25 protein-coding genes and 1 riboswitch are annotated in these 23330 nt (G+C 66.4%); of the genes, 5 read left to right on the top strand and 20 right to left on the bottom strand.

Features of this window, described 5'->3' with window-relative positions; genetic code table 11:
• Positions 1 to 247: 247 nt before the first annotated feature.
• From BDW41_RS22195 to BDW41_RS22155, 9 genes are all read right to left on the bottom strand, one after another.
• Complete coding sequence (locus tag BDW41_RS22195; protein ID WP_074547928.1) at positions 248 to 748, bottom strand: phosphatidylglycerophosphatase A; 501 nt, start codon at positions 746 to 748, stop codon at positions 248 to 250.
• Positions 745 to 1722, bottom strand: a complete 978-nt coding sequence (gene thiL / locus BDW41_RS22190; protein WP_074547929.1) for a thiamine-phosphate kinase — start codon at positions 1720 to 1722, stop codon at positions 745 to 747. The genes BDW41_RS22195 and thiL overlap by 4 nt, the downstream gene beginning before the upstream one ends.
• Before the next feature lie 29 nt (positions 1723 to 1751).
• Positions 1752 to 2291, bottom strand: coding sequence for a GNAT family N-acetyltransferase (locus tag BDW41_RS22185; RefSeq protein WP_074547930.1), 540 nt, complete (start codon positions 2289 to 2291; stop codon positions 1752 to 1754).
• Positions 2291 to 2728, bottom strand: coding sequence for a transcription antitermination factor NusB (nusB, locus tag BDW41_RS22180; protein WP_074547931.1), 438 nt, complete (start codon positions 2726 to 2728; stop codon positions 2291 to 2293). The genes BDW41_RS22185 and nusB overlap by 1 nt, the downstream gene beginning before the upstream one ends.
• The gene (gene ribE / locus BDW41_RS22175; RefSeq protein ID WP_304529204.1) at positions 2728 to 3195 is read right to left on the bottom strand and encodes a 6,7-dimethyl-8-ribityllumazine synthase; all 468 of its coding nucleotides are present in this window, start codon (positions 3193 to 3195) and stop codon (positions 2728 to 2730) included. The genes nusB and ribE overlap by 1 nt, the downstream gene beginning before the upstream one ends.
• A gap of 37 nt (positions 3196 to 3232) precedes the next feature.
• The gene (ldcA, locus tag BDW41_RS22170) at positions 3233 to 4198 is read right to left on the bottom strand and encodes a muramoyltetrapeptide carboxypeptidase (RefSeq protein WP_074547933.1); all 966 of its coding nucleotides are present in this window, start codon (positions 4196 to 4198) and stop codon (positions 3233 to 3235) included.
• 120 nt (positions 4199 to 4318) lie between these two features.
• A complete protein-coding gene (gene ribBA / locus BDW41_RS22165) occupies positions 4319 to 5410 on the bottom strand; it encodes a bifunctional 3,4-dihydroxy-2-butanone-4-phosphate synthase/GTP cyclohydrolase II (protein WP_074547934.1) in 1092 nt (363 codons plus the stop codon).
• A 125-nt stretch (positions 5411 to 5535) separates the two neighbouring features.
• Complete coding sequence (locus tag BDW41_RS22160; RefSeq protein WP_074547935.1) at positions 5536 to 6177, bottom strand: riboflavin synthase; 642 nt, start codon at positions 6175 to 6177, stop codon at positions 5536 to 5538.
• Between the two features lie 130 nt (positions 6178 to 6307).
• Positions 6308 to 6475, bottom strand: a riboswitch (FMN riboswitch).
• Between the two features lie 96 nt (positions 6476 to 6571).
• The gene (locus BDW41_RS22155; RefSeq protein ID WP_074547936.1) at positions 6572 to 7483 is read right to left on the bottom strand and encodes a LysR family transcriptional regulator; all 912 of its coding nucleotides are present in this window, start codon (positions 7481 to 7483) and stop codon (positions 6572 to 6574) included.
• An 89-nt stretch (positions 7484 to 7572) separates the two neighbouring features.
• Here BDW41_RS22155 and BDW41_RS22150 point away from each other — a divergent pair, with 89 nt between their 5' ends.
• On the top strand, positions 7573 to 8583 hold the full coding sequence (locus BDW41_RS22150) for an NAD(P)-dependent alcohol dehydrogenase (protein ID WP_074547937.1): 1011 nt from the start codon (positions 7573 to 7575) through the stop codon (positions 8581 to 8583).
• 52 nt (positions 8584 to 8635) lie between these two features.
• Here BDW41_RS22150 and BDW41_RS22145 read toward each other — a convergent pair whose 3' ends face one another.
• The 5 genes from BDW41_RS22145 to glyA form a co-directional block, all read right to left on the bottom strand.
• Positions 8636 to 9652 carry a Gfo/Idh/MocA family oxidoreductase gene (locus BDW41_RS22145; RefSeq protein ID WP_074547938.1) on the bottom strand — a complete coding sequence of 339 codons (1017 nt, stop codon included), beginning with the start codon at positions 9650 to 9652 and terminating at the stop codon, positions 8636 to 8638.
• The gene (locus BDW41_RS22140) at positions 9649 to 10515 is read right to left on the bottom strand and encodes a phytanoyl-CoA dioxygenase family protein (RefSeq protein ID WP_074547939.1); all 867 of its coding nucleotides are present in this window, start codon (positions 10513 to 10515) and stop codon (positions 9649 to 9651) included. The genes BDW41_RS22145 and BDW41_RS22140 overlap by 4 nt, the downstream gene beginning before the upstream one ends.
• 29 nt (positions 10516 to 10544) lie before the next feature.
• Positions 10545 to 11645, bottom strand: a complete 1101-nt coding sequence (gene ribD / locus BDW41_RS22135) for a bifunctional diaminohydroxyphosphoribosylaminopyrimidine deaminase/5-amino-6-(5-phosphoribosylamino)uracil reductase RibD (RefSeq protein WP_233497002.1) — start codon at positions 11643 to 11645, stop codon at positions 10545 to 10547.
• 526 nt (positions 11646 to 12171) lie between these two features.
• The gene (gene nrdR, locus BDW41_RS22130; RefSeq protein WP_074547941.1) at positions 12172 to 12690 is read right to left on the bottom strand and encodes a transcriptional regulator NrdR; all 519 of its coding nucleotides are present in this window, start codon (positions 12688 to 12690) and stop codon (positions 12172 to 12174) included.
• 85 nt (positions 12691 to 12775) lie between these two features.
• Complete coding sequence (gene glyA / locus BDW41_RS22125; protein ID WP_074547942.1) at positions 12776 to 14029, bottom strand: serine hydroxymethyltransferase; 1254 nt, start codon at positions 14027 to 14029, stop codon at positions 12776 to 12778.
• 142 nt (positions 14030 to 14171) lie between these two features.
• On the opposite strand from glyA, the gene BDW41_RS22120 reads away from it, so the two are divergent.
• From BDW41_RS22120 to pyrF, 4 genes are all read left to right on the top strand, one after another.
• Complete coding sequence (locus BDW41_RS22120) at positions 14172 to 15269, top strand: hypothetical protein (protein WP_074547943.1); 1098 nt, start codon at positions 14172 to 14174, stop codon at positions 15267 to 15269.
• A 1-nt stretch (position 15270) separates the two neighbouring features.
• Positions 15271 to 15882, top strand: a complete 612-nt coding sequence (locus tag BDW41_RS22115) for a TetR/AcrR family transcriptional regulator (protein ID WP_074547944.1) — start codon at positions 15271 to 15273, stop codon at positions 15880 to 15882.
• A gap of 123 nt (positions 15883 to 16005) precedes the next feature.
• On the top strand, positions 16006 to 17667 hold the full coding sequence (gene ettA / locus BDW41_RS22110) for an energy-dependent translational throttle protein EttA (RefSeq protein WP_074547945.1): 1662 nt from the start codon (positions 16006 to 16008) through the stop codon (positions 17665 to 17667).
• Positions 17668 to 17762: 95 nt separating this feature from the next.
• Complete coding sequence (gene pyrF / locus BDW41_RS22105; RefSeq protein WP_074547946.1) at positions 17763 to 18575, top strand: orotidine-5'-phosphate decarboxylase; 813 nt, start codon at positions 17763 to 17765, stop codon at positions 18573 to 18575.
• Between the two features lie 7 nt (positions 18576 to 18582).
• Here pyrF and BDW41_RS22100 read toward each other — a convergent pair whose 3' ends face one another.
• The 6 genes from BDW41_RS22100 to BDW41_RS22075 form a co-directional block, all read right to left on the bottom strand.
• Positions 18583 to 19347, bottom strand: coding sequence for a Crp/Fnr family transcriptional regulator (locus BDW41_RS22100; RefSeq protein ID WP_158537027.1), 765 nt, complete (start codon positions 19345 to 19347; stop codon positions 18583 to 18585).
• A 233-nt stretch (positions 19348 to 19580) separates the two neighbouring features.
• The gene (locus BDW41_RS22095) at positions 19581 to 19895 is read right to left on the bottom strand and encodes a RebB family R body protein (RefSeq protein ID WP_074547948.1); all 315 of its coding nucleotides are present in this window, start codon (positions 19893 to 19895) and stop codon (positions 19581 to 19583) included.
• 78 nt (positions 19896 to 19973) lie between these two features.
• Positions 19974 to 20300 (bottom strand): RebB family R body protein, encoded by a 327-nt coding sequence (locus BDW41_RS22090; RefSeq protein ID WP_074547950.1) that lies wholly within the window; start codon positions 20298 to 20300, stop codon positions 19974 to 19976.
• Positions 20301 to 20371: 71 nt separating this feature from the next.
• Entirely contained in the window at positions 20372 to 20854 is a 483-nt protein-coding gene (locus BDW41_RS22085) for a hypothetical protein (RefSeq protein WP_074547952.1), read from the bottom strand.
• A gap of 23 nt (positions 20855 to 20877) precedes the next feature.
• Entirely contained in the window at positions 20878 to 21129 is a 252-nt protein-coding gene (locus BDW41_RS22080; RefSeq protein WP_074547954.1) for a hypothetical protein, read from the bottom strand.
• 24 nt (positions 21130 to 21153) lie between these two features.
• A complete protein-coding gene (locus BDW41_RS22075; RefSeq protein ID WP_074547957.1) occupies positions 21154 to 23304 on the bottom strand; it encodes a hypothetical protein in 2151 nt (716 codons plus the stop codon).
• Positions 23305 to 23330: the final 26 nt, after the last annotated feature.

Genomic DNA, 23330 nt, shown 5'->3' with positions numbered 1-23330 from the left:
ATCACTTCAAAGAATCCGTCACCCCTGCGAAGGCAGGGGTCCAGTGACTTGGCTTTTGGTTTTGCCGTGCCTCCGGTTACTGCGATTTCGCGGGGTGGTCAGATTGGGGGAGTGTGCTCCTAGGGCTTACGGCTCATATGAAACCGCGAGGCGAGCACCCGCCCCTCACCCCAGCCCTCTCCCCGGAGGGGAGAGGGAGCAAACCGGGGTGCACCCCATGCTCATCGCAAGGGTGTTTAACCCACACTCACCGCAACGCCCCCAACACCACATCCAGCACCACGGCCGCGAACACACCCGCCACCACGTCATCCACCATCACGCCCAAGCCACCCTTGAGGCGCCGATCCAGCAGGCGGATCGGCCAGGGCTTCCACACGTCGAACAGGCGGAACAAGGCGAAGCCGATCAGCGCGCCCCACCAGTCTTCCGACATGGCCGGAATCAAGGCGATCCACAGGCCGACGAATTCGTCCCACACGATGCTGCGGTGATCGTCCACGCCCACCGCGCGCCCGGCGACGCCGCATGCCCACACGCCCACCGCAAACGCCACTGCGATGGCGAACACGTAGAGCTGCAATGGCAGGGTCCGCAGCAACAGCCACGGCAGCAGCGCCGCCAGCGAACCAAAGGTGCCCTGCGCGAAGGGCGTGAGGCCGGAGCCGAAGCCGCAGGCGAGCCAGCCGGCCGGCGTGGCGAGCAACTGGCGGCGCTGTTCGAGGGTGAGGGTTTTCTTGTCGCTCATGCGAAGTGGTCCCAGCCGCGATGCGCGGCTTCCAGCCATTGTCCCTGGGCATCGCGCACGCGTACGCCCTCGCCTTCCACCATGCGGCCGATGCGCGTGGCACCGCAGCCCAGGCGCGCGAGGTCGCTTTGCACATCCGCCACCAGCGAGGGCGGCACGGTGAAGCACAGTTCGTAGTCGTCGCCGCCGGCCAGCGCGAAATCGCGCACGACAAGCTCATCAAAACTCGCCATGAGCATCGGTGAACGCGGCAGCAGTTCCGCGTCGATCTCCGCGCCCAGACCGCTTTGCTCGCAGATATGGCCAAGGTCGGCCAGCAGGCCGTCGGACACATCGATGCACGCGCTGGCGCGGCCACGCAGTGCGAGCCCCGCGGCAAGGCGTGGCGTGGGCCGGTGCAGGCGTTCGATCAGATAGGCGGCGCGGCCGTCGCCCTCGTCCACGCGCGCGCCCCGCTGCAGCATGTTGAGGCCGGCCGCCGCATCGCCCAGCGTGCCAGTGACCAGCACCACATCGCCGGCGCGCGCACCCGCGCGCGTGAGCGCCTTGCCCGGCGGCACGAAGCCGTGCACGGCCACGCTGATGGTCAACGCGCCGCGCGTGGTGTCGCCGCCGATCAAGGCGAGGCGATGCGGTTGCGCCAGCTGCGCAAAGCCTTCCGCATAGTCGTCGATGAACTGCCGCAGCTGCTCGGCCGGCTGCGCTGGCAGGGTCAGCGCCAGCAACGCCCACGCCGGGCTCGCGCCCATGGCGGCAAGGTCGGAGAGATTCACCGCCAGCGATTTCCAGCCGATGTCCGCGGCCGCCGTGCCTGCCGGGAAATGCACGCCCTCCACCATGGTGTCGATGGCGATGGCGACCTCCTGTCCGGCCGGCGGCGCCACGATGGCGGCGTCATCGCCGATGCCCAGCTTCACGTCTTCGCGACCTTGCGCGGTGCGTTCGCGGATGCGGTCGATCAGTCGGAATTCCATGGCGAGCTTCCTCGTCGGAATGGTAGGACTTATCGGCTGAACACGATGGTCGGGCTGCCGTGATAAGTGGTGTCCTGCCAGCGCCGGAAACCGGCCTTCTCGGCCACGCGGATGGACGGCAGGTTCTCGGGCGAGATGATGCATACGGCGCGGCGGTCGCCAAAGTGCTGCTCGCCCCAGGCGATGGCGGCGGCCACCGCTTCGCTGGCGTAGCCCTTGCCATGCGCGTGCGGCGCCAGCACCCAGCCGAATTCCAGCATGCCGTGCAGCGACGGCTCCATCTCGCGCCGGAAGTCGGCGAAGCCGATGTCGCCGATGTAGCGGCCGGTGGATTTCTCTTCCACCGCCCAATAGCCATAGCCGAGCAGGCTCCACAGGCCCGCGTACTGCAGCAGGCGCCGCCACACCTCCTCGGAAGTGGAAGGACGCCCGCCGATGTAGCGCGTCACCTCCGGATCGGACCAGATGGCCAGGCACTCGGCGTGGTCGGCAACGCCATGCGCGCGCAGGCGCAGCCGCGCCGTTTCGACCACGGGCACCACGGACGTGTCGACCGTGGCGCCGTCCATCAACCGCGCTTCTCCACCGAACGCAGCGTGGCGGCGAGCTTGTCGAGCACGCCGTTGACGTAGCTGTGGCCGTGATCGGCGCCGAAGCGCTTGGTCACTTCGATGGCCTCGTTGATGATCACGCGGTACGGCACGTCCGGTCGGTATTTCAGCTCGTAGGTAGCCAGGCGCAGCGCGGCGCGCTCGATCGGGTCGATCTGGCCGACCTCGCGGTCCACATAGGGCTTGAGGGCATCGTCGATGACCTCGACATGGCGCTCCACGCCGTGCAGCAGATCCTCGAAGTATTCGAGGTCGGCCACTTCCATGTCCTGCTCGTGGCGGAACTGGTCGATCACGGCATCCATGCGGCTGCCGCCGATCTGCCATGCGTACAGCGCCTGCAGCGCGCGGCGACGCGCGCGCGAACGGGCGGCGAGGTCGATGCCCTGGCTCATTACAGCTTCCCGTACAGGTTGACCATCTCCAACGCCGCCAGCGCGGCATCCGCGCCCTTGTTGCCGGCTTTGGTGCCGGAGCGCTCGATGGCCTGCTCGATGTTGTCGGTGGTCAGCACGCCGAACGCCACCGGCACGCCGGAGGCGTAGGCGGCCTGGGCCAGGCCCTTGGCGCATTCGCCGGCCACGTAGTCGAAATGTGGGGTGGAGCCGCGGATCACCGCGCCCAGCGCGATCACGGCGGCGTACTTGCCGGAGTTGGCCACCTTGTGGGCGGCCAGCGCGATTTCCCACGCGCCAGGCACGCGGATCAGCTCGATGGCATCGTCCTTCACGCCGTGGCGTACCAGCGCGTCGCGCGCGCCGGCCACCAGGGGCTCGACGACGAAGCCGTTGAAACGGCCGGCGACGATGGCAAAACGGCCTTTGGGCGTGGCGAAATCGCCTTCGATGATCTTCATGGGTATGCGTTTCCTGGGTCTGGGCCCGGAGGGGCCGTCTATTTTACGGAATTTGGGGCAGCGTGCCCGGCTCGGGCCGGAAAACCGTGCGGGCCAGCGTGGGGTGGCCCTGGAACGTGAGGCTGGCCTGCCCTTCGGCCACGCTCAGCCGGGCCGGCGCGCCGAACGGCAGGGTGAACTTGTCCACCTCGTGGCCGAAGGGCAGGCCGTGGACGATGGGGATGCGCGCGACGCGGGCGATCTGCGCGAAGGCCGCCGCCGTGTCGAAGCCGTTGTCGTAGGCGTGCGGACGGCAATGGGTGAAGTGGCCCAGCACCAGCGCCCGCTGGCGGTCCAGCACGCCGGACAGGTGCAGCTGGTACAGCAGGCGCTCGATGCGGAACGGCGGCTCGCCCACGTCCTCCACGAACAGGATGCCGCCGTCGATGGCCGGGAAATACGGCGTGCCCAGCAGGCTGCACAGCATGGCGAGATTGCCGCCCCACAGCGGGCCTTCGACATCCAGCTCGGACGGCGTGGGCGTGCTCCAGCGGGCCGTGGCCTGCGGCTCGCCCACCGCGCGCCAGAAGTGCTCCCACATGAGGCCGTTGAGTTCCGGCGCGCCAAAATCGGCCCCCAGCATGGGGCCGCCGAAGGTGACCAGGCCGCATTTCACATGCAGCGCCATCTGGATGGCGGTGAAGTCGCTGTGGCCCACCAGCAGCGTGTTCGCGCCGGCCAGGCGCTCGCGCAGGGCGTCGTAGCGGATGTGTTCCAGCAGCCGCGTGGCGCCGTAGCCGCCGCGCACCGATAGCGCGATATCGGGCAGCGTGGAGGCGGTGGCGAGCGCATTGATGTCGGCTACGCGCGCCGCATCGTCGCCGGCGAAGCGATGATCCACGCGCTCCAGCACCTCCGTGCCCTCGACGGCGCAGCCGGCGGCACGCAGGCGCGCCACGCCGCGATGCATGGCGTCGTGGTCGTGCGGGTAGCCCGAGGGCGCGATAAGGCGGACGGTCAATGGAGTCATGGCGTGGATTCGTGGCTCAAAGCCCGGAGTATGCCGGCCGGGACATGGCGTGGAAGTGGCGTGGCGCGGCAAGCCTTCTGCGGAAGCGCGAAAACGTCGCTCCCGCCGAAGCCGCCGGGTTCACACGTATTCGGTCACTTCCAGGCCGAAGCCGCCCAGGCCCACCATCTTGCGCGGCGTGCCGAGCACGCGCAGTTGGCGAATGCCCAGGTCCGCTAGGATCTGCGCGCCCAGGCCCAGCTGGCGCCACTCCTGCTGCTGCGCTTCTTCCGGCGCCTGCACCGCGGGCTGGCGGTTGAGCCGGCGCAGCAAGGCATCGGCGGTGTCCTCGCCGGAGAGCACCAGCAGCGCGCCGCGGCCTTCGTCGGCAATGCGGCGCAGCGCGGAAGTCACGGTGAGGCCGAGATCATCGCGCTGCAGATGCAGCACGTCGGACAAGGTATTGCGCACGTGCACGCGCGTCAGCACGGGCTGGCCGTCGTCCACCGTGCCGCGCACCAGGGCGAAATGCAGGCCGTGGCGGATCGCGTCGCGATAGGCCACCAGGCGGAACGGACCGAACTCCGTATCCACCTCGCCCTCGTACACGCGCTGCACGGTCTTCTCGGTTTCCAGGCGATAGCGGATCAGGTCAGCGATGGTGCCGATCTTCAGGCCATGCTTCTTCGCGAACACTTCCAGCTCGGGGCGGCGCGCCATGGAACCGTCTTCGTGCAGGATCTCGATCAGCACCGCCGACGGTTCCAGGCCGGCCAGCGCGGCCAGATCGCAGCCCGCCTCCGTGTGGCCCGCGCGCGTGAGCACGCCGCCCGGCTGCGCGGTGAGCGGGAAGATATGGCCCGGCTGCGAGAGGTCCTGCGGCTTGGCGTCGGACTTCACCGCCACCTGAATGGTGCGCGCGCGGTCATGCGCGGAAATGCCGGTGGTGACGCCCTCCGCCGCCTCGATGGAGACGGTGAAGTTGGTCTGGTATGGCGAGGTGTTGTCCACCACCATGGGCTTCAGGCCCAGCTGGCGCGTGCGCTGTTCGGTGAGCGTAAGGCACACCAGGCCGCGCGCCTCGCGCACCATGAAGTTGATGTCCTCCGGGCGCACCATCTGCGCGGCCATGATGAGGTCGCCTTCGTTCTCGCGATCTTCATCGTCGAGGATCACGACCATGCGGCCGGCGCGGATGTCTTCGAGGATTTCGGGGATGGTGTTGAAGCTCATGACATATCCAATCTAATGCGTTGCCTCAGCGCTTCGAGCCGTCATCCCAGCGAAAGCTGGGATCCAGCGACTTGTAAGCACCGAGCATAGACACTGGATCCCAGCTTTCGCTGGGATGACGGGCGTTATGCGAAACCGTGCTGCCTGAGGAACGCCTCATCCAGCTTCGGCGCATCGCCACCGGCGATCAGCCGCTCGATGTAGCGCGCCACCACGTCCACCTCGATGTTCACCGCGTCGCCCGCCTTTCGTGCATGGAACGCCGTGTGTTCCACCGTGTGGGGAATAAGGTTGACGCCGAAGCGATGCCCGTTCACCTCGTTCACGGTGAGGCTGGTGCCGTCGATGCAGATGGAGCCCTTGGCGGCGATGTAGCGCGACAGCGCGGCGGGTACTTCGAACACCCAGCGCAGCGAGCGGCCGTCCGGGGTGATCGACACCACCTTGCCCACGCCGTCGACGTGGCCGGAGACCAGATGCCCACCGAGGCGATCGGCCAGGCGCAATGCCTTCTCCAGATTCACCAGGTCGCCGGCCTTGTGCTTGCCCAGCGTGGTGAGCGACAGCGTTTCGTTGGAGACGTCCGCGCTGAAGCCGCGCGATTCCAGCGTCACCGCGGTCAGGCACACGCCGGAGACGGCGATGCTGTCGCCCAGCTGCACGTCGGAGAGATCGAGGTCGGCCGTATCCACGTACAGGCGCACGTCGCCGCCGCGCGGTTCCAGCCGCGCAATGCGGCCCACGCTCTGGATGATGCCGGTGAACATCAGCGCACCTCCTGCATGGAGGCGGCGAAAGCAATGCAACGATGCTTGGACATGAAACGTTTCCCGCGTCGAAAGTGCGAAAAACGCCCCAAGGCGTCTGGCAGGCGCACGCCGGCGAAGGCGCGCACCGTACCGTCTTCTCTCATCCGGACTTTCTGGTCGCCATCGCTGGCATGCCAACCGTCGGCTCCGGCATTGGACCGGATCTGCTGACCTTCCGATGTTCTGGAAGCGCTCGCGGGCTTATCCCTCAGGATCTACCGCCGGTGGGGAGTTTCGCCCCGCCCTGAAGACGTCGTTTTGTGGTGTTGCCGGCTAGCCGGCCGGCGGATTCTAGCACCAACCCCGGGCAAGGCCGACGCTGCCGTTGTCCACCGTGGCGAACAACGCGTCCTTACGGCTGCTTCATGGCCTGCACCAGATAGTCGATCAACAGACGCACGGCCGGCACGCGATCCGCGCCCGGCAGCCAGACCAGATGGATGGGCGACTCGCTCAGCTGCCAGGGCGGCAACACCTCAACCAGCCGCTTCTGCGCCAGCAGCGCGTCGCCCATGTAATCACCCATGATGCCGATGCCCGCGCCGGCCAGCAGGGCGTCGCGCACCGCCTGCACGTCGTTGCACACCATCACCGGATCGATGCGCACGGAACGCCGCCTGCGCTGCTTCTGAAGCTGCCATAGCGTGCCGGTGCGCAATCCGCTGAAGGCGAGGCAGCGGTGATGCTTGAGGTCGGCGGGATCCTCGAGCGGCGGCGCGCCTTTCAGGTACGCGGGCGAGGCGCAGAGATAGCGGCGCATCGTGCCCACGCGCCGGGCCACCACGTTGGCGTCCGCCAGCCGCCCCACGCGCACCGCCACATCGACCTTGCCCGCCACGAGATCCACGTAGGTGTCGTCATAGGTCGCGTCGATGCGTATCTGCGGATGCCGTGCCATGAAACGCGCGACCAGCGGCGCGACGCGCTCGCGCCCATAGGTGCGAGGCAAATGCAGGCATAGGCGCCCCTGCGGCTCGCCTTGCTGGGGACGCAGGTCCACGGCCAGGTCGGTCATCACCTGCTCCAGCCGCTCGCAATGCGCCAGCAATTGCTCGCCACGCGCGGTGAGCGTGACGCGGCGCGTGGTGCGCATGAACAGCCGCGTGCCCACCGCATCTTCCAGGGACGCGATGCGCCTGCTCAGCACGGACGGCGTGCAGCCGGCTTCGCGCGCCGCTTGCGAGAAATTCAGCAGCCGGGCGGAGATGGCGAAGGCCCGCAGCTCGCGTACCCGTGTCGGCGTCAGCTCGAACGATTTATTCATGGTATGAACAAATGAAGTGCGATTTGCGAAGATTATCACCCGAGGCATCCCGCCCGACCATGGCGCCATTCCCACCACGGAGTCACGCCATGCGCGCCTATCGCCTACCCGCTTTCGGACTGGACCAGCTGCAACGCATCGACCTGCCGGAGCCCCAGCCCGGCCCCGGTGAAGTACTGGTCAAGCTGGAAGCGGCCTCGCTCAACTATCGCGACCTGCTGATGGCCCAGGGCGGGCTGTACCGCGACGTGAAGCTGCCGATCGTCCCGGTGTCGGACGGCGCGGGCACGGTGCTCGCCGTCGGCGATGGCGTCAGCCGCTTCAAGCCCGGCGACCGCGTCACCACCTTGTACAAATCACGCTGGGTGGCCGGCTCCATCCGGCCGGAATGGACAGGGGCGGAACCTGGCGGCCCCGATGACGGCGTCATGCGCGACCTTGCCTGCTTCGACGCCTATGCGCTGGTGCATGCGCCGTCCCACCTCGACCATGTGCAGGCCGCCACCTTGCCCATCGCCGCACTCACTGCATGGCATGCGCTGGAGCTTGCGCATGTCACCAGCGGCCAGTCGGTGCTGATCCTCGGCACCGGCGGCGTGTCGCTGTTCGCGCTGCAGTTCGCCAAGCTGCGCGGCGCGCGCGCCATCATGCTTTCGTCCAGCGACGAGAAGCTCGCCCGCGCAAAAGCCCTGGGCACCGACGTGGGCATCAACTACCGCACCCATCCGCAATGGAGTCCGCTGGTGCGCGATGCCACCGGCGGCCGCGGCGTGGACGCGGTGATTGAAACCGTGGGCGCGTCCACGCTGCCGCAATCGATGGACGCGGTGGCCATGCACGGCTTTATCGGCCTGGTGGGTTTCATGGGCGGCAACGAAGCATCGCTCACGCTGACCCAGGCGTTGCTCAAGCGCATTCGCCTGCAGGGCATTTCGGTGGCGCCGCTGGAATCGCACGAGCGCATGAATGCGGCCATCGAACTGGCGCGCCTCGAACCGGTGATCGATCGCGTTTACGGCTTCGAGCAGCTACGCGATGCCTTCGACCTGATGGCCACGGGCAAGCACTTCGGCAAGATCGCCATCGATTTCAGCAAGTGAGTGCCCTGCATGAAGCGTGCGCGCCTCCTTGGCTCGGAGGCGCGCACGCGCATCATCCGCCGATCGTCTGCCCGGTATCGCGGCGATACTGGCGCAGCACCTGATCCATCACCCAGCTGGTGCGCGCGCCGCTTTCCGCCGTGGACGGGCAAGCGCCCTTGTGGCCGGTGAGTTCGGCCACGATGGTTTCGATCAACGGCTGCTGGATGTGCGACGGGTTGGCGACGCGGTACTCGTGCGAGCCGTCGAGGTTCTCTACGTGGATGGGGCCGTCGCCGAAAGTAGCGAAAGCAATGCGCCCCTTGTCGCCGATCACCTCGATCTGGTCATGGTGCTTGAAACTGTCGAAGTTCCAGAGGCCCGTGCCCAACATGCCGTTGCCGAACTGGAACGACATGGCGACGCCGTCTTCCACGCCATAGGCGCCCAACTGATTGCTGGCGTTGCCGCTCACCGACACGATAGGCCCGAACAGCCAGTCGAGGATGTCGAGCGTATGGCAGCCGATATCCATGAACACGCCGCCACCTGAAATCTCGGGCACCACATGCCATGGCAGATTCGCCGGATCGTGGTAGCGCCGGTGATGCGGCTCGTACAGCACCGTGTTGACGATGCGTGGCTTGCCGATGGCCTGCTGGCCGAAGATCAGCTCGCGCACCTTCTGGAAGCGCGGCAGGCTGCGGCGGTAGTACGCCACGAACACCGGGACATTCGCCTGTTTGCCGGCATGGATGATCGCCTCGCATTCGGCGTGGTCCAGCGCCATCGGCTTTTCCACGTACACCGGCTTGCCGGCGGCGATGCTCATCAGCGCGTACTGCTTGTGCGTGGAGGGCGGCGTGGCGACATAGACCGCATTGACGTCCGGATCGGCGATGAGCTTTTCCGCATCGTCGTACCAGCGCGGCACGCCATGACGCTCGGCGTAATCGCGTGCCTTCTCGCCATCGCGCCGCATCACCGCGACCAGGGCGGAGTTTGGCGTCTTGCTGAAGCCCGGCCCGCTCTTCACCTCGGTGACATTGCCGCAACCGATGATGCCCCAGCGTATCGCTGCCGTCGTCATGTGGTCTTGAACTCCTGCTTCAGGAACTGCTGGTGGTAGGCGTGGAACACGTTCACTTCCGGATGGCGCGCACGTTCGACCAGATGCGCGCGCAGGGCCTCGCGCACGCAAGGCGCCAGCGAGGAGAGATACTCCACGCTGTATTCAGTGTGATCGAGCACGCCGAAATGCAGGGTCGGCGGATACTGCGCCGAGTGGAAGCCCAGGTGGATGGTGATGCGGCGATCCTTCAATACGCCGCCCCAGCCGCGATGCACGGCGTAATTGTTGTAGAACACCGCCTCGCCCGGCTGCAGCACGATCTGCTTTCCGGTGGACAGCTCCGGCGCCTCGACCGGGGCCATCTTTTCGGTGTTGCCGAAGATCGCGCGCTCCTGCGCATCGAGCTGGCGGCGATGGCTGCCCGGCACGATCCATAGGCAGCCATCCGCCGTGAGCGGCATGTTCATCTGCACGTAGTTGTAGTGGTAGTCCTCGCTGAACCAGCGCGTGTCCACCTGATCGTCCGGCACCTGCAGCACGTCGCGATGCCAGCCCTGCCGGTAGTCGACGCCGGCATCGGCATAGAACAGCGACGCACCGTCCACGATGATGCCCTCGCCCAGCAGGTCGCGGCAGACGGCGAGGATGTCTTCGTTGCAGATGATGTCCTGGATGCCACGGATGGCCTTGCCGGGCTGCAGGAACTGCAGGTTGCTCATGCGCTGCGCCTCCCCGCTTTCGCGGCGCGCCTCGTCCACGGCGGCGACGTAACGCGCGACGCTGACGTCATCGAGGATCTTGCGGATCAGGTAGCCCTGCTCGCGGAAGAAGGTGCGCTCGGCATCACTCAGGACGAGCAGCGGCGTGTGGGGTTGCGTCATGGTTGGCATCCAGCAGGGGTAACGCGCACTCAGGCGATGGGGCGAAGCTGCAGCCGCAGGTCATCGCCCAACACCCGGCGGTCGATGGTGCGCAGCTTCCAGCGCGACGCCATGTCCGTCAGCGACGGCAGGCCGAGCAAAGGCTGCGCGCTGTCGCCCAGCAACACTGGCGCGATGTAGATCAGCAGCTCGTCCACCAGCCCGGCCGCGAACAGCGAACCGCACAGGCTGGGACCCGCCTCCACATGCACTTCGCTGATATGCCGCCGCGCCAGCTCATCCATCACCGCGTGCAGATCCATCGCGCCGCCCTTCTCCGCCACCACGGCCAGTTCCACCGCCTGAAAGCGCGGGTCGACCGGTGCGTATTGCGCGTTGTGCAGCACCAGCGTCGGCACGGTGCCATCGAGCACGTGGCTGTCCGGCGGCGTACGCAGGCGATTGTCGAGCACCACGCGCCACGGCGGCGTAAACGCCTCGCCTTCCGGCAAGCGCACGGTCAGGCGCGGATTGTCGGCCAGCACCGTGCCCGATGCCGTGAAGATCGCCGAACTGCGCGCACGCCAGCGCTGCACATCCGCGCGCGCCGCCTCGCCGGTGATCCACTTCGATTCGCCATTGGCCAGCGCCGTGCGCCCATCCAGACTCATCGCCAGCTTCACGCGCACCCACGGACGCCCGCGTTCGATACGGCTGAAGAAACCGATATTGAGCTCGCGTGCGGCGTCGCGCATCAAGCCCGTCTCCACCACGATACCCGCGTCGCGCAACTTGCCGATGCCGCGACCGGCCACCTGCGGAAACGGATCCTCCGCTGCAATCACCACGCGCGCCACGCCCGCTGCGATGAGCGCATCCGCGCACGGCGGTGTGCGGCCATGATGCGCGCAGGGTTCCAACGTCACATAAGCCGTCGCCCCACGCGCCTGCTCGCCAGCCTCGCGCAACGCATAAACCTCCGCATGCGGCTCTCCCGCCCGCTGGTGATAACCCGCACCCACCACCTGTTCGCCGTGCGCTATCACGCAGCCGACACGCGGGTTGGGATGCGTGGTGTACAGACCAAGCTCGGCCAGGCGCAGGGCGTGGGCCATATGGGCGTGATCGATGGCGGTGAATAGTGGAGGCATGGGCGCTTTTGGCGGCGGAGGCTTGGCGCAGTTTAAGGGATGAGGACCACTCCACCGCCACGACGCGATGTGCCGCACAGCGGCACGAGCCACCGGCTTTGGACTTTGGGCTCTTGATCTTCCGGGTCCCCGTATGAGGCGGCGGGCGAGTGGAGATCAGGCCCCGCAGGGGTGCCTGGCATGGATGCCAGGCACTTTTCGTCGGGGCAGGATGCCCCGTCGAAAAGCCCGGAACCCGTCCGCGTACCTATCGGGCTTCAGCCCGATAGGCGCCGATTCCGGGGGGCCCTTCTCTTTGGTTACTTTCTCTTGGGCAAGCAAGAGAAAGTGACCCGGCCTCCGGCAGGAGGTCGGAACGCCCGCCGCGTAGGCGGCCAGGTTGCGGCAGCGCCAAAAAGAACCGATCACCCTTTGCGCGACAACCGAACATAAAGTCGCTGGATCCCTGCCTTCGCAGGGATGACGGTTCTTTTTGAAGTGGTGAGGCAAGGGTGCGCCCCCTAGAACAGCGAGAGCAAAAGCCCCCTCAGGACTTCTTGCGCCTCGCCACACTCTCCCCCAACAACGACAACTGCAACGCCTCCAACTCCGGCAAATCGCGCTCCAGCTTCTCGATCTCCTCGCGGAACGCCTGCACATCCTCGAACTTCCGATACACGGAAGCGAAGCGCACATACGCCACCTGATCGAGCTTCTTCAGCTCGCGCATCACCAGCTCGCCCAGCTGCCGCGAAGGCACTTCGCGTTCGCCGCAGCGGCGCAGGTCGTTGACGATCTCGCGCACGGCGGTGTCGACGGAATGCGTCGGCACGGGGCGTTTCTGCAAGGCACGCTCGAAGCTCACGCGCAGCTTGTGCTCGTCGAACGACTCGCGCCGCTCACCGCTCTTCACGATGGTGGGCAGCTTGAGTTCGGCGGTTTCAAACGTGTTGAAGCGCTCGTTGCATTTGGGACACTCGCGACGACGGCGCACGGTGGCGCCGTCCTCGGTCAGGCGCGAGTCGATCACGCGGGTGTCTTCGTGCTGGCAGAAGGGGCAATGCATAGGGTCAGGAGTGAGAAACGAGGAGTGAGAAAACAGAGGGTTGGTTCGCTCTCACTTCTCGCTCCTCTCCACTCGCTTCTCGCTCTCAGCCGTACACCGGGAACTTGTGGCACTGCGCCGTGACCTTCTCGCGCACCTTGGCGATGACGGCCTCGTCCTTCGGCGCATCGAGCACGTCGCAGATCCAGCCGGTCAGCTCGACCACGTCCGCTTCCTTGTAGCCGCGGGTGGTGACGGCGGGCGTGCCCACGCGCAGGCCGGAGGTGACGAACGGCTTGCGAGGGTCGTTCGGCACCGCGTTCTTGTTGACGGTGATGTGCGCCTTGCCCAGCGCTTCTTCCGCGTCCTTGCCGGTGACGTCGCGGCCGATCAGGTCCACCAGCATCAGGTGGTTTTCGGTGCCGCCGGAGACGATCTTGTAGCCGCGCTCGATGAAGGTCCGGGCCATGGCCTTGGCGTTCTTGACCACCTGTTCCTGGTAGGTCTTGAACTCCGGCTCCAGCGCTTCCTTGAAGGCCACCGCCTTGGCGGCGATGACGTGCATCAGCGGGCCGCCCTGGATGCCGGGGAACACGATGGACTGCAGCTTCTTCTCGATCTCCTCGCCGGCGTCCTTGGCCACGATGATGCCGCCGCGCGGGCCGCGCAGGGTCTTGTGCGTGGTGGAGGTAACGACGTGCGCATGCGGCACCGGGCTCGGGTACACGCCCGCGGCGATCAGGCCGGCGACGTGCGCCATGTCCACGAACAGGTAGGCGCCGACCTTGTCGGCGATGGCGCGGAAGCGCGCCCAGTCCATCACCTGCGAGTAGGCGCTGAAACCGGCCACGATCATCCTGGGCTTGTGCTCGATGGCGAGGCGCTCGACTTCGTCGTAGTCCACCAAGCCCTGCTCGTTCACGCCGTACTGCACGGCGTTGAACAGCTTGCCCGACACGTTGACCTTGGCGCCGTGCGTGAGGTGGCCGCCGTGGGCCAGGCTCATGCCCAGGATGGTGTCGCCGGGGTTGAGCAGCGCCAGGTACACGGCCTGGTTGGCCTGCGAGCCGGAGTGCGGCTGCACGTTGGCGTAGGTGGCGCCGAACAGCTTCTTCAGGCGGTCGATGGCCAGCTGCTCGGCGATGTCCACGTATTCGCAGCCGCCGTAGTAGCGCTTGCCCGGATAACCCTCGGCGTACTTGTTGGTGAGCACGCTGCCCTGGGCTTCCATCACGCGGGGGCTGGCGTAGTTCTCCGAAGCGATCAGCTCGACGTGATCCTCCTGACGGCGGGCTTCGTCGGCCATGGCCTGGGCCAGTTCATTGTCGTAACCGGCGATCGTGTCGTGCTTCGGGAACATCCTGACCTCGTTGGGGTGGCTGCAGGGTTAGAACGCGAAATTGTAGCGGTGATGTGCTATGGCGGCCACTCGGGGCCACTTGCGGCCACATTTCGTACAGCGTACCGTACATTGCACGCCATCCCAGCCACGGACTTTCGCCATGCCCACCATGCCGCCGCGCGCCAAGGCGCGTCCGATGTCCCAGCTATTGCTTCGCCGGTTTGCCCTGATCCTCGCACTGCTCCTGCCACTGGCCGCCTACGCGTCGGAAGTCACCGGCGTGGGCTTGTCGCCCATCCAGATCACCGACCCGGTCAGCGGCAAGCCGACCGAGGGCTATGTGTTCTACCCCTCGCCGCAGCCGGTGCATGGCACCACGGCCATGGGCCCGTACGACGTCGCCGCCACGCCGGGCGCGCCGGCCATCCCCGGCGCCAAGCCGCTGGTGGTCATCTCCCATGGCAATGGCGGCAGCAACCTGGGGCACCATGACCTGGCCACCTACCTGGCCAGCCACGGCTTTGTCGTCGCCACGCTCAACCAGCTCGGCGACTATTTCGGCGACACCAGCAAGGTCGGCAAGATCGAGGTGCTGGCCGGCCGGCCCGTGCAGGTGAAGGCAACCATCAGCACCGTGCTGGCCGACCCGCGCTGGAAGGCGCTGATCGACCCGCAGCGCATCGGCGTGGCCGGCTTCTCCGCCGGCGGCTATACCGCGCTGATGATCGCCGGCGCGCAGCCGCGCTTCGTGCGCTTCATCGATTTTTGCGATCACTACCCGCAGGACAAGGATGTGTGCGGCCATCGCAAGGAGGCCGAAGCCGAGGCCGCCAGCCAGGGCGAGACCATCGCGCAGGCGTTCGAGAAGATGCAGGGCCAGCTGGGTCGCTACGGCGACACCGCCGACCCGCGCGTGAAGGCCGCCTTCGCCATGGCGCCGCTGAGCCTGCTGTTCGACGAACACAGCTTCGACAAGGTGCATATCCCGGTCTTCCTCTACTACGGCCAGAACGACCAGGTGCTGCCGCCGGAAGCCAACGCGAAGCACATCGCGCCCCTGCTCAAGACACTGTATGCGGTGAAGGAAATCCCCCGCGCCGACCACTGGGTATTCCTGCCGCCCTGCTCCGATGCGCTCAAGAAGGAAATCGCGCAGCTGTGCGCCGACCCGACCGGCGTCGACCGTGCCAAGGCGCACGCGCAGATCAACGCCGATGCGCTGGCGTTTTTCCGCAAGACGCTGAACGCAAGAGACTGACGTGCCGCGAGCGCTGAGCGAACAGGAAACCGAAGCCTTCCGCGAACGCCTGTGCGAAGCGGCTGCGCGGCTGTACGTGGAAGAAGGCCCCGGCGCCGTCACCCTGCGGCGCCTGGCCGGCGAACTGGGCGTGGGCACCATGACGCCCTACCGCTACTTCGACAACAAGGAAGAGATCATCACGGCCGTGCGCACGCGCGGCCTCAACCGCTTCTCCGAAGCGCTGGAACGCGCGCTCGACTCGCCCGGCGACGGCCGCACGCGCAGCCGCGCCGTGCGCGACGCCTACATCGCCTTTGCCCGCGACAACACCGCCACCTACCGGCTGATGTTCGAATACCCGGAAACCCGGCGCGACGACCCCGCCTATCGACAGGCCTACGAGCGCATGTGGCGCACCGTCTCGGCGCACGTGGAAGTGATGATCGCCGAAGGCACCGTGGCGGCGGACCCGGCCATCCTCGGCCACCAGATCTGGGCATCGCTGCATGGCGCGGTGATGCTGGAGATCGCCGGCATGCTGCCGGAGGGCTTCGACGCCGCCTCGCTGCACACCCGCACGGTCAGCGCGCTGTTCGACACCGCCAGGCCAGCGCCCGCCCTGCCCCGGTAAGGGCGCGGGCGGGGCCGCCGTCACCGGACCGCCCCCAACACCCGCTATAATGAGTGGTTTACACCCACTCTGAATCGCACCGCCTGCCCCTGCGCCGGCGCCGTGCACGTCGCCGGAGGCTCCATGCAGTACATCTACACCATGAACGGGGTCAGCAAGATCGTTCCCCCGAAGCGCCAGATCATCAAGGACATCTCCCTGAGCTTCTTCCCCGGCGCCAAGATCGGACTGCTGGGCCTGAACGGCGCGGGCAAGTCCACGGTGCTGCGCATCATGGCCGGCGTCGACAAGGACTTCCAGGGCGAAGCCCGCCCGCAGCCGGGCATCAAGGTCGGCTACCTGGCGCAGGAGCCGGAGCTCGATCCGGAGAAGACCGTGCGCGAAGCGGTCGAGGAAGGCGTCTCCGTCATCATCGACGCGCAGAAGCGCCTGGAAGAGGTCTACGCCGCCTACGCCGAGGAAGGCGCGGACTTCGACAAGCTCGCCGCCGAGCAGCAGGAGCTGGAAAACATCCTTGCCGTGAACGACGCGCACGCGCTGGAGCGCCAGCTGGAAGTGGCCGCCGACGCGCTGCGCCTGCCGCCGTGGGACGCCAAGATCGGGCCGCTGTCCGGCGGTGAAAAGCGCCGCGTGGCGCTGTGCCGCCTGCTGCTGTCCAAGCCGGACATGCTGCTGCTGGACGAGCCCACCAACCACCTGGACGCCGAATCCGTGGACTGGCTGGAGCAGTTCCTGCAGAACTACCCGGGCACCGTGGTGGCCGTCACCCATGACCGCTACTTCCTCGACAACGCGGCGGAGTGGATTCTGGAACTCGATCGCGGCCGCGGCATTCCCTGGAAGGGCAACTACACCGAGTGGCTGGAGCAGAAGGACGCCCGCCTCAAGCAGGAAGCCCAGCAGGAGAAGTCGCGCCAGAAGGCGATCGAGAAGGAGCTGGAGTGGGTGCGTTCGGCCGCCAAGGGCCGCCAGTCCAAGGGCAAGGCGCGTCTCAACCGCTTCGAGGAGCTGAACTCGGTCGAGTACCAGCGCCGCAACGAAACCAATGAAATCTTCATTCCGCCGGGCGAGCGCCTGGGCCAGGAAGTGATCGAGTTCAAAAACGTCACCAAGTCGTTCGGCGACCGCGTGCTGATCGAAGACCTGTCGTTCAAGATTCCGCCGGGCGCCATCGTCGGCGTGATCGGCCCGAACGGCGCGGGCAAGTCCACGCTCATGAAGATGATCATGGGCAAGGAAACCCCGGATTCGGGCGAAGTGAAGCTGGGCCACACGGTCAAGCTGGCTTACGTCGACCAGTCGCGCGATGCGCTCGATCCGAAGAACAACGTGTGGCAGGAAGTGTCCGGCGGTTCGGACATCCTCACCATCGGCAACTTCGAGATCCAGTCGCGCGCCTACATCGGCCGCTTCAACTTCAAGGGCACCGACCAGCAGAAGATCGTCGGCCAGCTCTCCGGCGGTGAGCGCGGCCGCCTGCACATGGCCAAGACCCTGCTGCAGGGCGGCAACGTGCTGCTGCTCGACGAACCGTCCAACGACCTGGACGTGGAAACCCTGCGCGCGCTGGAAGACGCGCTGCTGGAATTCCCCGGCTGCGCCGTGGTCATCTCGCATGACCGCTGGTTCCTCGACCGCATCGCCACGCACATCATCGCGTTCGAAGGCGACTCGCACGTAGAGTTCTTCCCGGGCAACTACAACGAGTACGAAGCGGACAAGAAGCGCCGTCTCGGCGATGAGGCCGCGAAGCCGCATCGGGTGAAGTACAAGAAGCTGGCGTAAGAGCGAGCAACGAGTAAAGAGGAGTGAGAAACGAGAGCGCCACGCCCTCTCTCACTCCTCGCTTCTCTTCACTCACTCCTGGCTCGGAGACCGCAATGCACTTCATGCACTCCCTGCAACACGCATGGACTGACCACCACTCCCTCGTCTGCGTCGGCCTCGATCCCGAGCCCGCGAAATTCCCCGCGCACCTCAAGGGCCGGCCGGATGCGGTGTTCGAGTTCTGTCGCGACATCGTCGACGCCACCGCCGACCTGGTCTGCACCTACAAGCCGCAGATCGCGCACTTCGCCGCGCTGCGTGCGGAGGACGCGCTGGAGCGGCTGATCGCGCACATCCACGACAAGCATCCGGCCGTGCCGGTGATCCTCGACGCCAAGCGCGGCGACATTGGCAGCACGGCGCAGCATTACGTCACCGAGGCGTTCGACCGCTTCAAGGCCGACGCGGTGACGCTGAACCCGTACATGGGCCGCGATTCCGCGCAGCCGTTTCTTGAGCGCGCGGACAAGGGCGTGATCCTCCTGTGCCGCACCTCCAACCCGGGCGGCGCGGACTTCCAGGCGCTCGACTGCGGCGGTATGCCCTTGTACCTGCGCGTGGCCGAAACCATCGCGCGCGACTGGAACGCCAATGGCAACTGCGCGCTGGTCACCGGCGCCACCTGGCCGGAGGAACTGGGCAAGGTGCGCGCGCTCGTCGGCGACATGCCGCTGCTGGTGCCCGGCATCGGTGCGCAGGGCGGCGACGTGGAAGCCGTGCTGAAGCACGGCCGCACGGCCAACGGCACCGGCCTGATGATCAGCTCGTCGCGCGCCATCCTCTACGCCGGCAGCGGCGAGGATTTCGCCCAGGCCGCGCGCGCCGCCGCCATCGAGCTGCGCGACACCATCAACCGCTTCCGTTGAAGCGCGGCTAGAAACGCCGCTCCGGCGCGCACGCCTTGCGCCGGAGCTGTTCGAAGTCGTGCACGCGCAGCACATTGCGTTCGCGGCTGATCAAGCCAGCGCGCTGCCATTCCTGCAGCAGCGCATTCAACTTGGGGCGGCTCGCATTGAGCATGGAGGCCAGGATGCCCTGCGTGGGCGGCAGCTGGATCTGCGCGGCGTCCCGCTCGCGTCCGTTGCGGTCCGACGCATCCAGCAGATAGCGCGCCAGCCGCGATTCCAGGCTGTACAGGCACATCGTTTCCAGCGCCCTGGCCGTGCGGCTCACGCGCCCGGCGAGCAGCAGCATCACGCGATGCAGGAACTGCGGCTCGGTCAGCAGCCCGGCCAGATGCACGCGCCGCAGCAACAACACCGTCGCCATGCCCGCGGCCACCGCGGTGAAGTGATGGCAGCTCGCACCGAGCAACGCGGCTTCGCCGATGGCCTGTCCGGAACCGGCCATGTCCACGATCAGCTCGCGACCATCGGGGCCGTACAGGATGGCGTAGACCACGCCCTCCACCACCAGCGCGGCGAAATCGGCCGCATCGTTCTTGCGGAACACCAGCTCGCCGCTATCCAGGCAACGCCCATTGGAACGCCCGGCCAACTCGTCCAGCACCGGGGCCGGAAGGCCGGCGAACAGGTCCGACCGCGCGAGCAACGCGCGGCGACCCTCCGCATCCAAGACCGTCGAACGGCCGCTGCGCACAGCCGTGCGCGACGCGTGCCGCCGCGTAGCCAGTTCCATGCCGATTGCCCCCTGATGCCCGGCGCCGCGCATCGCCCATCCTGTAGAGCGCACCGGACCGGATACCGAATATTCATGCCCGGCCGCCTGCGGGTATCGCCATCCAGCCCGCGGCGCCGGGAGTGTCGTTCTCCTGCGCTAACCTGCCTGCCCCCGGATAACGGGAACGTGATCGTCACACCCCTCGGCGGGCCGGACAGGCGCCTCCTGTCCGGTCCGCCGGGCCGGCGGGTTCAGCTGCTGCGGAATGCGTTGAGCACGCTCAGCAGGCTGGTCAGGTTGTCCGCCACACCGCCCTGCGCCACCTTTTCGCTGGCGGCACCGGTGGCCGTGGTGTCCAGGCTGTAGATCTGCATCACGCCCTGGTTGGCCGCCGCCTGCGACAGCGTGTTCTGCTGCTGCTGCTGCGCCACGGCGTTCTCGAACAGGATGCCCGTCGAGTGGGCCATCGTCTGGTAGATCGACCCCATGGCCATGGCCGGCGCTTCGGCGACGACCTTCACGTTGGTCTGGGTAACCGCATCGGTGATCTGGCTGTTCACGGTCATGATTCAACTCCATGCAATGAAGCGGCTAGGCCGCGGAAGAAACGGAACGACGCCGGGTGCGCGCCATGCGCACGGGCATTACTGATTGCTGAAAGCGTTCATCACGCTGAGCAGGCTGGTGAGGTTGTCCGCCACGCCGCCCTGCGCCACCTTTTCCGTGGCCGCCGCGGTGGCGGTGGTGTCCAGGCTGTAGATCTGCATCACGCCCTGGTTGGATGCCGCCTGCGACAAGGTGTTCTGCTGCTGCGACGACGTCACCGCGTTCTCGTAGAGCACGCTGGTGGAATGGGCCAGGGTCTGGAAGATCGAACCCATGGCCATGGCGGGACCTTCCGCGATCACCTTCACGTTGGACTGGGTGACCGCATCGGTGATCTGCGAATTGACCGGAATGGGGATAGGCATGTCGTGCTCCTCTGGTTAAGTACGGCGTTCCCGTACATGAAAGTGAAACGCTCCGGGCGAGCCGGCGTGAATCAACGCCTGCGCTTGGCGCCTGCCTTACGCGCGCGCCGCGGCGGCGCGCTGGTTGCGTGTGCGTGCGCATGTTCGTGCGGGTGTGGCGCCGCCTGCTGCGCGTCGCCATCGCCCTGATGCCGATGCCGGTGCTGCAAGGCCTTCAGCGCCGTCAGCGATTCGATCACCTGCTCCACGGCGTTCTGTTCAAGATCGCGTTGCTCCGCCAGCCGCAGCAGCGCCTTGCGTGCCTCGTCCGTGCCCTTGCGAATGGCTTCGAGCGCATGCGCACCGCCGCGCTCGACGATCTCCGCGGCGCGCAACAGGTTCATGCCGCCATCGCTGGTTCCCGGCTGCGTAGGCATGGGCGGCTGCGGCGGGGCCGGCGGCGCGAACGGCGGATACGGATAAACCGCGCGCGGCCGCTCTGCCCTGGTCAGCGCGAGCAGCAGCTTGATCAGCTCACGCAAGCCTTCGAGCTTGTCCTGGTCGATGTCGATCATGGGAGGGTCTCCGGCCATGGCGTTCAACGCATGCGCGAGGCGAGCAGGCGGGCGAGCGCGAACAGCAGCTGTTGTTCGCGGGTGCGCTTGCGCTGCGTTTTCCCTGTCGCCGCGCCGGTCAGGCCGGTCGGCCGCACGGGTCCATTCCGCTTTTCAGTCGGTTGCGGCTCGACGCTCCGCCCTTCCGCTGTCGCCGCCTTGCGGGGCGCATGCCGCTCGCTGATGCCCAGGCGGTAGAACCGCTGGATGATCTCGTCGTGCGCTGGCGTCGTCATGGGACAAGCTCCGTCGTGGAGAGGTCAGGATCCGGCCGCCGCGCGTGCGCGCTGCAGGCTCACCACCGAGGCAGCGGACTGATAGCCATCCAGCTTCTCGATTTCGCGATCGCTACGCGTCGGCTTGAACCGAGTCTTGCCCACCGTCGCCTCCCAGTACCGCACCGCAAAGACGATCATCACCTCCTGCACCTTTTCCAGCGTGTCCTCCAGCAGCTGCCGGTGCCCCACGGGAAGAAGGTTGTAAGCGACAAGGATCACCATCCGCAGGAACTCGTCCTGGATGTTGCTGTGCTCCGCGCCCTGCCCGTCGGCGCCAAGCAGGTAGGATCGCCAGTTCTGAAAGAGCGCGAACACCCTCGCCAGCGCCTGGTAGCGCACCGTGGGCTGGTCCGACACGTCGACGATCTCGATGACAATCTCGGAGTACATCTCGTAGTACCTTTCGTCGAACTGGCCCGACTCTCCCGCCACGGGCCCCAGCGCCACACGCAGGTACTCGCTGATCTCCTTCTTGACCTCGCCGTCGGCAAGCACTTGCCTGATGCCGTCCTCCTTGCGGCTGGTATCCAGGAAGTACTCGATCTGCTCCTGGGTCAAGGCATCGCTGCTCATGTTGGCGACGGCCGCGGATACCGCGGCAATGACATCCGTATCGATATAGCCGTCCAGATGACGGAACCCTTTGTTGATGCGATAGGCCTCGCCTGAGCCAAACAAGCCTGCCGCACCAGTGATGGCATTGCTTCCCAAATTCGTGTCGAAGGCGATGACTGGGTACTTCTGCGCCATGTAGCTGCGGTAGTAGTAGTCATGCCCAAGCCGGAACACATAAGGCCCATCAGGCGTCGTCAACGTGTCGTACCAGGTTTCTCCGTCCACGCCGGACGGCGCATCGAGCGCCTCGCTCAAGGCCATCACGTTGCGCTTGCCGTTGTAGGCCGCGAGGGCGCGACTGCGCTCGCCGTTGATGTCAAAGCGGCGCAGATGGCATCCCTGGTGGGTGAGCGAATTGCTCAAGAACAACTCGTCGAACAGGCGGGAAAAGGTGCGGCGCAGCCCGGCCGCCCCACGGCTTCCATGTCCCTCCGTCGATTGGCGTTCGCGTGCCGCGACGGCGCAGCGCCGGATATAGGCTGCCATCGCCTGATAGAACGACGCGTCGGGCACGCGCTGGCCATAGGCCATGTAGTAGCCGATCAACGAGCGGTGATCCGCAGCGGCGCTGGCGCCCTCGCCGTTGTGCACGTGAACGATGAAGTGGTCGGACTGCATACCGCCGACCAGCGATGAAATGGCTGGCTCGTTCTTCTGAAGAAATTCGAACAGCGTTCCGTAGTAGGCCACGCGATTCTCGACACCGAGCAGATCGATGCCGATGGTGGCTGGAAGAGGCTTGTCCTTGTTGCTCAACAGCTCGAGGATCTTGCCCAGGTCGGCGGCGAGCTTCTTGTCCTCCTGATACGCCAGGGAGGTGTGAACCAGGGCCCGATAGGACGTGGAATGATCGCCGTTGAACTTCTGTATGCGGCTGTCGAGCGCGGGAATGTCGTCGCGACCGGCGGGAATCTGGATATGCAGGATGCCCTGCTTGAACAGATACTCCAGCGTGTCGTCTATCCACTTCTCGTACTTTGCTTCACCGCCCTGGGGCTTGCGGACCCTATCCACCATGCTGGAGCGTGTCTTGTAGGCATCATCGAACGGCGTGAACTTGTTGCTCGCGTAGGTCTTTCCATTGAAGTAGCGCATGAGCGCGTTGATCCACGCGTACTCCGGCCCCTGGCGTGTCAGCACGGCGCGAATGGTCTCCTGCGTGGCCAGATAAAGGCGCTTGTCCGTCACGGGTAGCTCGTCCACGCCCTCGCCCGGACGAAAGCGCTGCGCGATCAGCACGCAGGCGATGTAGATGTTCTCCGCCGCACACTCGCCACGCTCGTACGTCGTCCTTTCTCCGGACTGCAGAAGCACCTCGAACGGGTTGGCGGTCAACATGAACTGCAGGCTCTGGTCGAACAACAGCTGCTCGCCACGGTCGGCATCCGTGTTTCCCAGCCAATGGACCAGGGATAGCCCACCCGCATCCCGCACGGGCAGGATGCCGCCAAGATGGCTGTGATAGTCAAACGGATACTGGTAAATCTTTGCCGGAGCGGAGAGCTTGAAATAAGCCATGGCACATCCTCGCGATATCGGTGGGC

This window comes from Dyella sp. AtDHG13 (assembly GCF_003201105.1).
Lineage (GTDB): Bacteria > Pseudomonadota > Gammaproteobacteria > Xanthomonadales > Rhodanobacteraceae > Dyella > Dyella jiangningensis_B.
The sequence above is the reverse complement of the archived record's forward strand: the minus strand, read 5'-3'. Positions and strand labels throughout refer to the sequence as shown.

What these genes read in the sequence shown, in the direction of transcription:
- BDW41_RS22195 (WP_074547928.1), bottom strand. Translation starts at nt 748, where the DNA reads ATGAGCGACAAGAAAACCCTCACCCTCGAACAGCGCCGCCAGTTGCTC.
- thiL (WP_074547929.1), bottom strand. Translation starts at nt 1,722, where the DNA reads ATGGAATTCCGACTGATCGACCGCATCCGCGAACGCACCGCGCAAGGT.
- BDW41_RS22185 (WP_074547930.1), bottom strand. Translation starts at nt 2,291, where the DNA reads ATGGACGGCGCCACGGTCGACACGTCCGTGGTGCCCGTGGTCGAAACG.
- nusB (WP_074547931.1), bottom strand. Translation starts at nt 2,728, where the DNA reads ATGAGCCAGGGCATCGACCTCGCCGCCCGTTCGCGCGCGCGTCGCCGC.
- ldcA (WP_074547933.1), bottom strand. Translation starts at nt 4,198, where the DNA reads ATGACTCCATTGACCGTCCGCCTTATCGCGCCCTCGGGCTACCCGCAC.
- ribBA (WP_074547934.1), bottom strand. Translation starts at nt 5,410, where the DNA reads ATGAGCTTCAACACCATCCCCGAAATCCTCGAAGACATCCGCGCCGGC.
- BDW41_RS22160 (WP_074547935.1), bottom strand. Translation starts at nt 6,177, where the DNA reads ATGTTCACCGGCATCATCCAGAGCGTGGGCCGCATTGCGCGGCTGGAA.
- BDW41_RS22155 (WP_074547936.1), bottom strand. Translation starts at nt 7,483, where the DNA reads ATGAATAAATCGTTCGAGCTGACGCCGACACGGGTACGCGAGCTGCGG.
- BDW41_RS22150 (WP_074547937.1), top strand. Translation starts at nt 7,573, where the DNA reads ATGCGCGCCTATCGCCTACCCGCTTTCGGACTGGACCAGCTGCAACGC.
- BDW41_RS22145 (WP_074547938.1), bottom strand. Translation starts at nt 9,652, where the DNA reads ATGACGACGGCAGCGATACGCTGGGGCATCATCGGTTGCGGCAATGTC.
- BDW41_RS22140 (WP_074547939.1), bottom strand. Translation starts at nt 10,515, where the DNA reads ATGACGCAACCCCACACGCCGCTGCTCGTCCTGAGTGATGCCGAGCGC.
- ribD (WP_233497002.1), bottom strand. Translation starts at nt 11,645, where the DNA reads ATGCCTCCACTATTCACCGCCATCGATCACGCCCATATGGCCCACGCC.
- nrdR (WP_074547941.1), bottom strand. Translation starts at nt 12,690, where the DNA reads ATGCATTGCCCCTTCTGCCAGCACGAAGACACCCGCGTGATCGACTCG.
- glyA (WP_074547942.1), bottom strand. Translation starts at nt 14,029, where the DNA reads ATGTTCCCGAAGCACGACACGATCGCCGGTTACGACAATGAACTGGCC.
- BDW41_RS22120 (WP_074547943.1), top strand. Translation starts at nt 14,172, where the DNA reads ATGCCCACCATGCCGCCGCGCGCCAAGGCGCGTCCGATGTCCCAGCTA.
- ettA (WP_074547945.1), top strand. Translation starts at nt 16,006, where the DNA reads ATGCAGTACATCTACACCATGAACGGGGTCAGCAAGATCGTTCCCCCG.
- pyrF (WP_074547946.1), top strand. Translation starts at nt 17,763, where the DNA reads ATGCACTTCATGCACTCCCTGCAACACGCATGGACTGACCACCACTCC.
- BDW41_RS22100 (WP_158537027.1), bottom strand. Translation starts at nt 19,347, where the DNA reads ATGGAACTGGCTACGCGGCGGCACGCGTCGCGCACGGCTGTGCGCAGC.
- BDW41_RS22095 (WP_074547948.1), bottom strand. Translation starts at nt 19,895, where the DNA reads ATGACCGTGAACAGCCAGATCACCGATGCGGTTACCCAGACCAACGTG.
- BDW41_RS22090 (WP_074547950.1), bottom strand. Translation starts at nt 20,300, where the DNA reads ATGCCTATCCCCATTCCGGTCAATTCGCAGATCACCGATGCGGTCACC.
- BDW41_RS22085 (WP_074547952.1), bottom strand. Translation starts at nt 20,854, where the DNA reads ATGATCGACATCGACCAGGACAAGCTCGAAGGCTTGCGTGAGCTGATC.
- BDW41_RS22080 (WP_074547954.1), bottom strand. Translation starts at nt 21,129, where the DNA reads ATGACGACGCCAGCGCACGACGAGATCATCCAGCGGTTCTACCGCCTG.
- BDW41_RS22075 (WP_074547957.1), bottom strand. Translation starts at nt 23,304, where the DNA reads ATGGCTTATTTCAAGCTCTCCGCTCCGGCAAAGATTTACCAGTATCCG.